The sequence below is a fragment of the Sinorhizobium chiapasense genome, from assembly GCF_036488675.1.
Classification (GTDB): Bacteria; Pseudomonadota; Alphaproteobacteria; order Rhizobiales; family Rhizobiaceae; genus Sinorhizobium; species Sinorhizobium chiapasense.
On the sequence record NZ_CP133152.1, the window covers coordinates 920462 to 933606 of the forward strand.

The 13145-nt window shown below is 62.6% G+C and carries 12 protein-coding genes; 8 read left to right on the plus strand and 4 right to left on the minus strand.

The annotated features are described in order from the left end of the window. Positions 1 to 103 precede the first annotated feature (103 nt). The 6 genes from RB548_RS28950 (at position 104) to RB548_RS28975 (ending at position 6221) form a co-directional block, all read left to right on the plus strand. A complete protein-coding gene (locus tag RB548_RS28950) occupies positions 104 to 943 on the plus strand; it encodes an AraC family transcriptional regulator (RefSeq protein WP_331375844.1) in 840 nt (279 codons plus the stop codon). A 208-nt stretch (positions 944 to 1151) separates the two neighbouring features. Next, positions 1152 to 1808: a hydrolase gene (locus tag RB548_RS28955; RefSeq protein ID WP_331375845.1), complete on the plus strand. Its 657-nt coding sequence runs from the start codon at positions 1152 to 1154 to the stop codon at positions 1806 to 1808. A 75-nt stretch (positions 1809 to 1883) separates the two neighbouring features. Further along, positions 1884 to 2168, plus strand: a complete 285-nt coding sequence (locus RB548_RS28960) for a XapX domain-containing protein (RefSeq protein WP_331377130.1) — start codon at positions 1884 to 1886, stop codon at positions 2166 to 2168. After that, positions 2168 to 4153, plus strand: coding sequence for an amidohydrolase (locus RB548_RS28965; protein WP_331375846.1), 1986 nt, complete (start codon positions 2168 to 2170; stop codon positions 4151 to 4153). The genes RB548_RS28960 and RB548_RS28965 overlap by 1 nt, the downstream gene beginning before the upstream one ends. Positions 4154 to 4167: 14 nt before the next feature. After that, entirely contained in the window at positions 4168 to 4617 is a 450-nt protein-coding gene (locus RB548_RS28970) for a DoxX family protein (RefSeq protein WP_331375847.1), read from the plus strand. Further along, positions 4614 to 6221 (plus strand): MFS transporter, encoded by a 1608-nt coding sequence (locus RB548_RS28975; RefSeq protein ID WP_331375848.1) that lies wholly within the window; start codon positions 4614 to 4616, stop codon positions 6219 to 6221. Before RB548_RS28970 ends, RB548_RS28975 begins: the two co-directional genes overlap by 4 nt. 45 nt (positions 6222 to 6266) lie before the next feature. Here RB548_RS28975 and RB548_RS28980 read toward each other — a convergent pair whose 3' ends face one another. The 4 genes from RB548_RS28980 to RB548_RS28995 form a co-directional block, all read right to left on the minus strand. Further along, complete coding sequence (locus RB548_RS28980) at positions 6267 to 6677, minus strand: c-type cytochrome (RefSeq protein ID WP_331375849.1); 411 nt, start codon at positions 6675 to 6677, stop codon at positions 6267 to 6269. 368 nt (positions 6678 to 7045) lie between these two features. After that, a complete protein-coding gene (locus RB548_RS28985) occupies positions 7046 to 7414 on the minus strand; it encodes a hypothetical protein (RefSeq protein WP_331375850.1) in 369 nt (122 codons plus the stop codon). Between the two features lie 265 nt (positions 7415 to 7679). After that, positions 7680 to 10343, minus strand: a complete 2664-nt coding sequence (locus RB548_RS28990) for an ATP-binding protein (protein ID WP_331375851.1) — start codon at positions 10341 to 10343, stop codon at positions 7680 to 7682. A gap of 432 nt (positions 10344 to 10775) precedes the next feature. Further along, on the minus strand, positions 10776 to 11306 hold the full coding sequence (locus RB548_RS28995) for a gluconokinase (protein ID WP_331375852.1): 531 nt from the start codon (positions 11304 to 11306) through the stop codon (positions 10776 to 10778). Between the two features lie 288 nt (positions 11307 to 11594). Between RB548_RS28995 and gntR the strand changes: the two genes are divergently transcribed. Then, entirely contained in the window at positions 11595 to 12608 is a 1014-nt protein-coding gene (gntR, locus tag RB548_RS29000) for an HTH-type transcriptional regulator GntR (protein ID WP_331375853.1), read from the plus strand. Between the two features lie 157 nt (positions 12609 to 12765). Beyond that, positions 12766 to 13116 carry a hypothetical protein gene (locus RB548_RS29005; RefSeq protein ID WP_331375854.1) on the plus strand — a complete coding sequence of 117 codons (351 nt, stop codon included), beginning with the start codon at positions 12766 to 12768 and terminating at the stop codon, positions 13114 to 13116. The last annotated feature ends 29 nt before the right edge of the window (positions 13117 to 13145 follow it).

Genomic DNA, 13145 nt, shown 5'->3' on the forward strand with positions numbered 1-13145 from the left:
CCGGATCATCGCGGCCCACAGAAAAGAGGCGCTGAGTTGGGCAAGCCTTTCCGAGGGCCGCCGGTCGCAGCGCTGAACGAAAGAAGAGAGGAAGCTCATGTCAATGGGACCGCAAGTGACCGTTCTTCGATCAGGCTCCGTATCGGTTGCTCATGTCCGCAGCGATCGTGTCATCAAGAAGGAGAGCGTCGCAATCCCGAATTCGGACTCGTTCAGCACCATCGTTCAACTGCGCCCGTTCAAGGACCACCGTTTGTGGCGAAACGGAAGACTGGTCCACGACGGAAGCCATTCGCAGGGGGCGCTGTCGATCACGCATCTTGTCGACGACTGGCGTTGCGAGCATCGCTCGGCGTTTGACAACATCCGCTTTACGATCGATCGCAAAGCGTTGCGCGACTTTCTGCTCGATAACGGAAAGGCCGACATCCCCCGCCTGAAGTGCGAGCCCGGCCAGGTCGACCCGGTGGTGTATCATCTCGGGCAAGCGCTTTTGCCTGCCCTTGCAGATCCGCAGAACGCCGACAAGCTGTATGTAGACCACGTGCTGCTCGCTTTTCAAGCTCATCTTGTAAGTCGCTACGGCGGCGTTGATCTTGCGCCGGCGCGGCAACATGGCCTTTCCAGGCATCAACTGGCAGGCGCGACGGCATACCTTGCGGAACACGCGTCGCGCAAAATATCAATGACGGAGGTCGCGTCGATATGCGACCTGTCCACCAGCCACTTCATTCGGGCATTCAAGAAATCGACGGGACGCACGCCTCACCGCTGGCTGACTGAGCACCGAATCCGGAAGGCCCAGGATCTGCTGTTGAGTGACACGCCCATTGCAGAGATCGCGGTCGGCTGTGGGTTTACGGATCAAAGCCATCTGACGCATGTATTTTCGTCCATTTGCGGCGCGTCACCGGCCGCCTGGCGGCGGATGCAGCGCAAATGAGCCCGCGGGCAGCAGACAACGCTCCTTCTAGGGGATCTTCGCCCGGCCGTTTGCACGAGGTCGATGAAAAAAATCATCCATCCGAGCAATTTTCGACAATGAGTGCAGTTTTCTACAATCAGCATCCTTTCGCATATCTACAATCAGCCTCTCGCCTATCTACAATCAGCGGCCTTTCGCACGCACTAGTAACCACATGGAGGTCTCAATGCCGACGAACGCCACACCGACCCCTGGCTCCCTTCTGATATCGCCGACGGATCATGCGCTGATCATGATCGATTTCCAGTCGCAAATGGCCTTTGCGACGAAGTCGATCGACGCGGTGCAACTGCGCAACAATGCCGCGCTGGTGGCGCACGCGGCCGCAGGCTTCAAGGTGCCGACGATCCTCACGACCGTCGCCGAAAAGAGCTTTTCAGGCCCGATGTTCGGCGAGATCACAGAGGCCTTCCCGGGCCAGGCGCTGCTCGACCGCACCTCGATGAACACCTGGGAGGACGCGGCCGTCATCGAAAAGGTCAATGCCATCGGCAAACAGCGGCTGGTCTTCTGCGGACTGTGGACCTCCGTCTGCATTGTCGGACCGACGCTTTCGGCCCTCGACCAGGGCTTTGAAGTCTATGCGATCGCCGACGCCTGCGGCGACGTTTCGGAAGAGGCGCACGAGCGCGCCATGGAGCGCATGGTCCAGGCCGGTGTCAGGCCGATGACCTCGCTGCAATATATGCTGGAACTGCAGCGCGACTGGGCTCGCACCGAGACCTATGACATGACGACAGGCATCGCCAAGAAATTCGGCGGCGCCTACGGCCTCGGCATCATCTATGCCAAGACCATGTTCGGTGCGTCCGAAGGACACTGAGCCCTCTCAGGGCCGGACTGCGCCGTTCCGTCCGCATCGGGCGGAGCGGCCCCTCTTGCCGAAAGGACCATGCCGATGAAAATGTACCTGCTGTCGCTCGGGGCCGGGTTGCTCGTGGGCGTCATCTACAGCCTGCTTAACGTTCGCTCGCCGGCTCCGCCGGTTATCGCGCTGGTGGGGCTTTTGGGCATCCTCATCGGCGAACAGGCGGTGCCGGTGGTCAAGCGCCTGATGTCGGGCCATCCCGTGAACGTTTCCTGGTTCAACAGCCGCTGTGTCCCGCACGTTTTCGGCGAACTGCCGACTGGCGTCAATCACGACGGTGTGGCCGATCAGCCGCCGACGCGGGAGATCGGTTGATGCCGACCCGCCGCGGCTTTCTGGGGGCGGCATCGGCCCTGGCGCTCCCGGGCCTGTTTTCACCGGCGCGCGCCGCCAATCCCGTTTCGAATTCTGGAGACAAGCCAATGAGCGCCGATCTGATCCTCCATCATGGCCTGGTGACCACGCTCGACCGGACGAACCCGAACGCAACCGCCGTCGCCGTCAAGGACGGCAAGTTTCTCGCCGTCGGCGGCGATAGCGAGATCGTGGCGCTCGCCGGGCCTGGCACGAAGGTTATCGACCTCAAGGGCCGGCGCGTGTTGCCGGGGCTCATCGACAACCACACCCACGTCGTGCGCGGCGGCCTGAACTTCAATATGGAACTGCGCTGGGACGGCGTCCGCTCGCTTGCCGATGCGATGGATATGCTGAAGCGGCAGGTGGCGATCACGCCGCCGCCGCAATGGGTGCGCGTTGTCGGCGGCTTCACCGAGCACCAGTTCGAGGAGAAGCGCCTGCCGACGCTCGAAGAGATCAACGCGGTCGCCCCCGACACGCCGGTCTTCCTCTTGCACCTTTACGATCGCGCGCTCCTGAACGCCGCAGCGCTGCGTGCCGTCGGCTACACGAAGGAAACACCGAACCCGCCGGGTGGCGAGATTGCCCGTGACGCCAACGGCAATCCGACGGGCATGCTCATTGCCAGGCCGAACGCCGGCATTCTCTATGCGACGCTCGCCAAGGGCCCGAAATTGCCCTTCGAGTACCAGGTCAACTCCACGCGCCATTTCATGCGCGAGCTGAACCGGCTCGGCGTCACCGGCGTCATCGATGCTGGCGGCGGCTTCCAGAACTATCCGGACGACTATGCGGTGATCCAGAAGCTTGCCGACGATGGCCAGATGACCGTTCGGCTTGCCTACAATCTCTTCACCCAGAAGCCGAAGCAGGAGAAGGAAGACTTCCTCAACTGGACGAAGTCGGTCAAATACAAGCAGGGCGACGACTATTTCCGCCACAACGGCGCCGGCGAGATGCTGGTGTTCTCCGCCGCCGACTTCGAGGACTTCCGCGAGCCTCGGCCCGATATGCCGCCGGAGATGGAGGGGGAACTCGAGGCGGTTGTTCGCATCCTCGCCGAAAACCGCTGGCCGTGGCGTCTGCATGCGACCTATGACGAGACCATCTCGCGCGCCCTCGATGTCTTCGAAAAGGTCAATCAGGATGTCCCGCTCGAAGGCCTCAACTGGTTCTTCGACCATGCCGAGACGATCTCCGAGCGCTCGATCGACCGCATCGCCGCTCTCGGCGGCGGTATCGCCGTCCAGCACCGCATGGCCTATCAGGGCGAATATTTCGTCGAGCGCTACGGCCTGGGCGCGGCGGAAGCCACGCCGCCGGTTGCCCGCATGCTGGAAAAGGGCGTCAAGACGTCGGCTGGCACCGACGCCACGCGCGTCGCCTCCTACAATCCCTGGGTCTCGCTGTCTTGGATGACCACCGGCCGCACGGTCGGCGGCATGCGGATCTATCCGCAGCACAATTGCCTCGACCGCGAAACGGCGCTCAGGATGTGGACCGAAAACGTTACGTGGTTCTCCAACGAGGAGGGCAAGAAGGGAAGGATCGAGAAGGGCCAGTTCGCCGACCTGATCGTCCCCGACAAGGACTTCTTCGCCTGCGCAGAGGACGAGATTTCGTTCCTGACCTCCGAGTTGACAATGGTCGGTGGCAAAGTCGTCTATGCGGCGGGAACCTTTGCCGACCATGATGAGAGCGAAGTGCCGCCGGCCATGCCGGACTGGTCTCCGGTCAGGACCTACGCAGGCTACGCCGCCTGGGGCGAACCGGAGGGCGCCGGTAAGCGCTCGCTGCGCCGGACGGCGATCGCGACCTGCGGCTGCGCCAACAGCTGCGGCGTCCATGGCCATGATCATGCCGGCGCCTGGACGTCGAAGCTGCCGGTCGCCGATCTCAAGGGCTTCTGGGGAGCGCTCGGCTGCTCCTGCTGGGCCGTCTGACGAAAGGAGGCGTGATGACCTCGGCTTCCACGCTCGAAAATCGGCTCGCGGCCCGTGCGAGGCCGCTCTTCGCCGCGCCAGCCTTGCGGTGGGTGGCGCTGCTTGCCCTGTGTTCCGCCTATATCCAGGGGCCGCTGACGAAAGTCTTCGACTTCGGCGGGGCGATTGCCGAGATGAACCATTTCGGCCTGCATCCCGCACCCTTCTTCGCCGTAGCAGTGATCGTCTTCGAACTCGCCGCCTCGGCAATGGTTCTGAGCGGCTTCTTCCGCTGGCTCGCGGCACTTGCGCTCGCCGCCTTCACGCTGGCGGCGACTTTTGTCGCCCTGCGCTTCTGGGAACTCGCGCCGGGGCAGGAACGTCTCATGGCGAGCAATGCGTTCTTCGAGCACCTGGGCCTCGTCGGCGCGTTCGTCATCGTGGCATGGCAGGACCTGCATGAGCGGAGGTCCCATCAGCCATGACAGACACGACGGCCCCTTCCAGCGGCTTCGCACCGCTTCGCCAGAAGGTCTTTGCAACGCTCTGGATTGCGACCGTTATTGGCAACACCGGCAGCTTCATCCGTGATGTCGCGAGCGCGTGGCTGGTGACCGACCTTTCACCCGCGCCCGCCGCCGTCGCCACGATCCAGGCGGCCGCCACGCTTCCGATCTTCCTCCTGGCGATCCCGGCGGGCGTCCTGTCGGACATCCTCGACCGGCGAAAATTTCTGATCGTCATCCAGCTGATGCTTGCCTGCGTCAGCATCTGCCTGTTGCTTCTCTCCGCAACCGGGCTCCAGTCGGTAAGCTCCCTGATCGCCCTTACCTTCGCAGGCGGTATCGGGGCTGCGCTCATCGCGCCGACCTGGCAGGCGATCGTGCCCGAACTGGTCGAGAGGAAGGACGTCAAGAGCGCCGTCGCCCTGAATTCACTTGGCATCAACATCGCGCGGTCGATCGGGCCGGCGGCGGGCGGCCTGCTGCTCGCGTGGTTCGGCGCAGCCGTGACCTACGGCGTCGACGTCATCAGCTATCTTTTCGTCATCGCCGCGCTTCTCTGGTGGAAACGGCCGCCGGATATCGAGGACGCACTTTCGGAAAGATTCGCGGGCGCTTTCCGGGCCGGCTTACGCTACGCCAGGGCCAGCCAGGAGCTGCACGTCGTCTTGCTGCGGGCCGCGGTCTTTTTCGCCTTCTCGAGCGCCGTGTGGGCGCTGCTGCCGCTGGTTGCCCGCAACCTCCTCGGTGGCGACGCAGGTTATTACGGCATTCTCCTCGGCGCCGTCGGCGCCGGTGCAATCGGTGGTGCCATTGCGATGCCGACTTTGCGCGCCCGCTTCGATGCCGACAAGCTAATCCTCGGTGCCGCAATCGTTGCGGCTGCAGTCATGACGGGCCTCTCGTTCGCGCCCCCGCAATGGCTGGCGCCCGTGGTGCTTCTCGCCCTCGGTGCCGCGTGGATTACCGCGCTTACGACACTCAACGGCGCCGCGCAATCGATCCTGCCGAACTGGGTGCGCGGCCGTTCTCTGGCAGTCTACCTGACCGTGTTCAACGGAGCGATGACCGCCGGCAGCCTTATTTGGGGTGTTGTCGCCGAGGCGGCTGGTGTTCCGCTCACCTTGTTGATCGGCGCCGCCGGCCTGTTCGCCGTCGGCCTTCTGTTCCATCCGCTCAAGCTGCCGAGAGGCGAGGCCGATCTGGTCGCATCCAACCATTGGCCGGAGCCGCTTACGGCCGAGCCCGTCGAGAATGACCGAGGCCCGGTCATGATCCTCATCGAATATCGGGTGGCAAGAGCCGACAGAGACGGATTTCTCGATGCCATCCATCGCCTGTCTCAGGAGCGGCGGCGAGATGGCGCCTATAGCTGGGGTGTGACGGAAGATGCGGCTGATCCCGAACGGATCGTCGAATGGTTCATGGTCGAGTCCTGGGCCGAACACCTCAGGCAGCATCGGCGCGTATCAAAGGCGGACGCCGATGTGCAGCAGGAAGTTCGCCGCTTCCAGCAAGGACCGGACGCGCCGGTCGTGCGCCACTTCCTCGCGGTCAACCGGCCACGCTCCAGTCGTCGCAGCTAACGGTTCTAGAGCGTCCTTTGGGCGTTCATTTGAACGCCCGGCGCTCTACGGCTCCAATCGCCGAGGCCGTCCGCGGCCAAGCGCGCCTTCGGCGCGGGCCTGCAGATAGGCGTAGATGTCGTCGATATAGGGAGCGAAATTGGGATCATTGGCGAAGCCATTCATGACCGAGGTGCCGCCACTGGTCCGGCCGTTGCGAACGATGCGCCTGAACTCCTCGATACCGAGCGGCCGGTCGACGAGCGAGGATGCGAAGCTCGAGCCTATTCCATCGGGGCCGTGGCAATGATTGCAGCCGGCATTATAACGCCGATAGCCGTTATAGGTCCGCGCATCGGCCTTGCCGTCGACGACTCTGTAGAACCTGTCGGCGGCTACCCCGTCTGCGAACATTCCCCCGCCTGCAAAGCTAAAGACGACGACAGCGAACAGAACCAGATACTGCAATCCACGCATGTCCCGTTGCCTCGACAGCACATTGCGGTGTGACCGTCCACGATGCGATTGGCCTTGGACCTGCGTAAAAGACCTCAGACCCTCAGGTCCGGCAAGAGCCTCCACCGCTGCACGAAACGACCGGGGTGCGTCTCGATCCAACGCGCAACGAATGCTTGCGCCTCCATAAAGGCGACGCCCGGATTCGGGGCCAAGTCCCGAATTATCTCCTCGCGGACCTCGCAAGCCTGAGGCGTATTCGACAGGCAAACCAACATAATCAGTGTGTAGAGCATCGTTCCCCCCCCTCTTTCCGAAGCTCTTGTGCTGGTGGTGCTCACGGATTGTCGGTGACCGCCCAAGGATGCCGGACCGATCAAAAGGATCCGTCACTCCTCGAGTACGGCGCTGGTCGTCACGCTGTCGAACAGAGCGGCGCCGGGCTCGTTCACAAGAAGGACTTCGCCATCGCGTATGATCTCGAAGTCGACAGAAGGCTGGCCGATCTCTTGAGGCACGGAGATCATCAGCCGCTGCCCCGATGCGAGCGTAGATACGAAGCGGATCGGCTGCTCTTCTGCTCCCGAGGCCAAGGTCGCAACCACCCGGTAGCCGTCCTTTTCGACCGTGTAGTACACAGCGCCGTTGAAGCGGCCGAGATGAATGCTGTGGCCGTTCCCCGGCGTCAGGTCCGACGCGGCCGCGGTGCCTGTCATGGCGAGCAAGGCCATGGCAAATGCGATAGAACGTTTGGTCATCGCTGTCCCTCCTCGTGAGCCATCAACTGCCCAATTCAAAGGGCTACACAGTCCTCTGGATATCCTATAAGACGCGCAGCGCGGCAGATTGTCTGTTCCCATGGTGACACGCCCAGCCTATGCGCGGATGGGTTCGGGCAAATCGGTGCGGTCCCCCAATTTCCCGTGGCCGATCCCCTAATTTTCGCGAGCTTGCCTACTGCATGTTTCCTTAGATCGCAGCCGATTTAAGATAAGAGGCGCGGCGCTGTGGGTGTCGAGGGGCTTACGGCACATCGCTGGCTGACAGGAGCCACGGCTCGCCGCGCAGGCGCAGGAGGACTTCCATCCGGTTGGCGGCGTGGAACTTGCCGAGGACGGAGGAAACCTGATGCTCGACAGTGCGCGGCGAGCGCGACAAACGCCGGGCAGCTTCCTTGTTGCTCATGCCTTCTGCCATCAAGGCGAGCACCTGTTGTTCGTGCCGCGTTAAGCCAAGGGGGTGACGGCGAGCCGCCCCGTATGGCCCTCTGCGGGTCTTCGGCAACTGAGCTGCAACACCCAGCTGCTGCGCCCGCTTTCGCGCCAGCAAGGCGGCGGGACGCGCCTCCAACGACTCGAATATGGTCACTGCACGAGCCAGTGCCGGCCCGGCTTCGGCTCCGCGAACCTGCATCAGGGCAAGCGCTGCTTCATAGGGAAGCCCCAGGCGTTCCCATTCCTTGGCCGCCGCCAGCGGATTGCCGCCGAGTTCGGAGGATCGCCATAGGGGTATCCGCGCGGTCGACGTCGGCAGCGGCACAGCCATGCCGCATCGCTGCCACCAGACGGCCAGTTCGCCCAGATCCCAGGGGCGGAAGTTATCGAGATCCATCGCGGCGAGCGCGGTCAGCTGTTCGTGGCTGGCACTCTGGTCTTCGGCAAGCCAGGCGGCTTCTGCCAATGCCATGCGGACTGGCACGATCCGTTGGAGCTCGCCGGTCGCCAGTCCTTCCTGGAGCGCTTGCTGGAGCAGATCCAAGCCACCGGCCTCACCTAGTCGCACGCGCACCCTTCCGAGTACCGTGAGGGCCGGCAGGTGCATGACCATCGCCAGGCGCTCCAGATTCATGACGCCCTGCGCAATGGTTTCGGCCTCTCTGAACCGGCCCTGCTCCAGGCGAAGCTGCGCCTGCCGCCCGAGCAGGTATTGTGCCGCTGAATCGAGATCGTGTTTGGTCGCGAGCGCGGTGCCTTCGGCCAGCAAGCGTTCGGCCAGGGCAAAATCCTTGGAGGCAACGGCGCACTCCGCAAAATTGGTGTAGGCCCGCACGGCATGGTCGTGAAATCCGTGCTCAAGCGCCAGCGCCAAGCTTTCCTCCAGCCGCTCGCGACCGCCCGGACGGTCGGCGAAAAGTAGCGCGGTGCCGACATTGTTCAAAGCGTGGACGCGCGTTTCGACCTCGCCAAGTTGATCGGCGAGAGCGATCGCACGCAAGCCCCAGTCGATCGCTTCATCGAAGCGATAGTGCAGCATATGGAATTGAGAGCGCGTGCTGTAAGCCATTGCCAATTCCGACCCGGGCGACAGCTTTTCCATTTCGCGCACCGCCTGGTCTGCGTAATCCTCGGCTGGCTTGCCCTCGCCGCGGCGCCAGTGCAGCCGCGACAGCCGGCACAGGTTGGGACCGATCTTGTCGGTCCGCCCCAGTTCGCGCCAGATCTCGATAGCGCGATGATGCGCCTCGATTACCGGCTCGTAGACAAGCAGCGCCAGTCCCGCCTCGTAGGCCCAATCCTCGTAAAGCTCGGCGGCCAGCTCCGGTGTGGCTTGCGCAACGTACTTCAGGGCCGTTGCCAAATGCGACGCGGCCTCCCGATGGGCACCGAGACGCGCGGCATGGGCGGCGGCCTGGGGCGCAAGTTCGAGGACGCGTGCCCCGTCGTCGGCTCCGGCGGCGTGGTGGACTCGGCGTGAAAGCAGGGCAAACGCATGTGCCGCTGGGAGTTGCGATATCGCCGCCTCCACTTTTGCATGGAGCGATCTCTGAAGGCTCGGTGGCAGCCGATCGAGCGTCGCCTGCCGGGCAAGTTCATGTCGGAACATAAGAGCGTCTTGATTGTCTCGCTGCAACAATCCGCGCGCCACGCATTGGTCCACCAGCGCTTCGGCCTCGGCACCCAGCAGAGCCCGGATCAGCCACCTCTCTACGCTGCCCGGCACGATGCTGATCACCTCAAGCACGTCCCGCTCACCCGCCGTCAGCCGCGAGAGGCGCGCCCAGACCGCATCGCGTATGGAATCCGGCACGCGCCCCGGCTCGGTTTCGCCGCTTGCCAGAAGTTCGGTGATGAAAAAGGGATTGCCCTCCGTAACGCGATAAAGATCAGCGCCGCAGCGACCCGCCTGTTCAGCCAATACCGTCACGGCTTCGAGAGACAGCGGTTCCAACGCTATACGCGTGACCGACGCGGACGGCAGGTCGCCTAGTACATGCGTCAGCGGATGATCGGCGCCGATTTCATCGCTGCGCAGACTGAGCACGAGCACGGCGGGCAGCAAGGAGATGCGGCGACCGAGGTATTTCACGAGGTCGAGCGTGGCGTTGTCGGCCCAGTGCACATCCTCGAAGACGAGTACGATCGCATCACCGGCGTGCTGGAGCACATTCAAGAGCGCCGGAAATAGTCGCTCGGGCGGAGCCGCCTGATCGAGCAGTGTTGCCACGCGGGGGTCAAGCGACTCCCGCATGTCCTGCAAGGGTCCGAGCGGGCACGGCGTAAAAAGCGCCTCGCACCATCCCCACAGCACCCGGCAGCCCTTGTCCGCATGCTCCGCGAACTCGCGCAGGACAGAGGTCTTGCCAATACCCGCCTCGCCTTCGAGCAGCACGGTACCGCCGCGTCCGGCCGCAGCGCTCCGTGCCGCACTCAGCAAAGCCTCGAGTGGACCCTCTCGATCGAGCAGCATCGCGAAACCCCCTTGAGAGTATAACAAGAAGATTAGCTTTACACGATGAGGATCGTGTGAGTTGAGGCCCGTATTTCGACAATAATAAGGGCGGCTTTCCGATTCTCCATTCGGAAAAATCCAGTAATCCCCTTGTGGTTGCTTGGGCCAAAACACTGAAACCGGAGCGCGCGCAGGGTCGGGGACAGCGCGTTTATTGCCGCTCGTAAACCGTCGATTGCATTAACCGCCGTATCGAACTGACCCTCGGGTTGAGAAGGACTCACAAGTCTCTAATCTGTTCATGCCGCCACCGCCGGCGCTACGACGGGCCGCATCTCCCTTTAGGGCGTCAGCGACGTCCCAGACGCCTGCGAAATTCATCTGATGCGTGTGACGTGAGCGAGGTAGCGCTATCTTTTGCAGTGCAGTTGAGCAATCCTGCTGTAAGTTTCAGGCAGCATTCGTTGTATTGGTTTCCTGCAACCAATGAACGGCCTGCTCCACTATCGCCTCCAGCGGCAGACTTGCGTCCACGGCAAGCGTCAGCTGCTCCTGATGTGGAGGCTCGAGCGTCCGGTATTGGCTTTCGATCAGGCTTGCCGGCATGAAGTGCCCCGGACGCGTGGCAACGCGTTCGAAGGCGAGATCTCGTGCCAGATCGAGAAAGACGAATGCTAGCCCTGGCTCCCCCTGCCGGAGCAGGTCACGATAGCTTTTCCTGAGCGCTGAGCAGGTGAGAACCGGCCGCTCTCCGGCAGCAATGACCGCGGCGACTTCTTCGCTGAGGCGGCAGAGCCAACCGTGCCGATCTTCGTCCGTAAGGGGGACACCTGCACTCATCTTGGCAATGTTGGCAGCCGGATGAAAAGCATCGCCCTCGATCAAACGGCCCTGGTACAGAGCGGTGATGGCGGCGCCGACGCTGCTCTTTCCGCAGCCCGCAACACCCATGACGACGATACCGCGTATTTGCTCGGCCATATTTATCCTCCTCAAGATAGCGCTGTCTCATTCAGTTTAAAAAAACACCTCCATGCCAACGAACACGGAGGTGACTGGAAATGAAAATCCCCGAAATCGCAGACAAACCTCCTGCCGCGCCAGGCGTCTTATCAGGCGGGCAAAGGACGCTGTAGCAATTTGAATTGCTGCATGTTTCCTTAAGCCGGTTACGATTTAAGGAACCATGCAGTAGCGGCGAGATCGTATTCTTCGTAAGATAGCGCTGTCTTATCGAAGCGAATCCTTGTTGGCAAGTATCAAACTATCATGCGTAAAGAGGCCTCCCGCACCACCGGCCGCCCTACCCTCGCCGAAGTCGCACGGCTGGCCGGCGTCTCGCAGATCACCGCATCGCGCGCACTGCGCGACGTCCCGACAGTCGATCCGGTGCTGGTGTCGAAGGTGCGTGAAGCCTCGAAGGCGCTAGGCTATGTGCCGAACCCGGCGGCACGCACGCTCGCATCGGCGCGCAGCCAATCGGTCGTCGTGCTTGTCCCCGCACTCTCGAACCAGCTGTTCATCGAGACGCTCGAAGCCATTCACAGTGTCCTTCGCCCACGCGGCTATGATGTCCTTATCGGGAACTTCCACTATTCCCGGCACGAGGAAGAGGAGCTCATTCGCAACTATCTTGCCATCCAGCCTTGCGGCATCCTGCTCACCGGCTTCGACCGCACCGATGCATCGCTTCGCATGCTCGAAGCAAACAGGATTCCCTGCGTTCACATGATGGAACTCACGAAAGCCGAGGACGTCTTTTCGGTTGGTTTCTCACAGGAAAGCGCCGGAGCCATGGTCGCGCGGCATCTTCTGGCGAGAGGAAAGCGCCGGCTCGCCTATGTCGCGGCCCAGCTCGACGCCCGCGTCGTACGACGCGGCGAAGGCTTCCGGCGTGCACTCGCCGAAGCGGGCGTGAATGCACTGGGGCTGGCGGTGCCCGACCCCTCGTCCGTCGGGCTCGGCGGTGAACTCTTCGACAGGTTGCTGCGCCAACATCCGGATGTCGATGGCATTTTCTTTTGCAACGACGACCTGGCACATGGTGCAATTTTCGAGGCCCAACGGCAGGGCATATCTGTCCCAGGCCGCATCGCTTTCGTCGGCTTCAACGACCTGCCGATGTCGGCCCACATCGTTCCAAGGCTGACCTCGGTCCGGACTCCTCGAGAAGATGTCGGCAGACACGCGGCACATTTGATGCTGGCGTTGCTTGCGGGCGCAGAGGTGCGCGACCGGACGATCGACCTCGGGTTCGAACTCGTCGTTCGCGAGAGCAGTTGACGTCAACTGGCGCCCAAACCTTCGGGCGAATGCGAGCGATCGTTGCTCTTTTCCCGCGTCGGGCGGCACCCTATTTGGCCAAGGGCAACGCGGCACTTGCAACCGCACGGCAGTGTGTTTGAATACGGACAAACGTTCGAGTGGAATCGTGATCGCGATGGGTCAAACAACCTGGAGATGCGCGAGAGGATTGCTGGCCATCCTGGTCGCGATCACGTTCCTTGCCGCACCGATGGCCGAGGCGACCCCCTCGCCATGCGATAACTACGCTGCGCAGTTGGAACACAGCGAGGCCTCACCGGACTTGACCCACTCGGGCGACCATCATCCCGGCGACCACAAGGCTTGCTGCCACAGCGCGTGCAACTGGTGCAGTATCGTGCTTCCGGCCGCCAATTCCGTCGTCCTGTCGCTGGACGCCAATGGTCAGCGACATCTCGATCCTCAAAGCTCCATCACAGGCGTCACCTCGCCGCCCGCTCTCGGCCCTCCCCGATCCCACGCCTGAACGTGCTCCGCTCCCCAGCGGAATGGTCA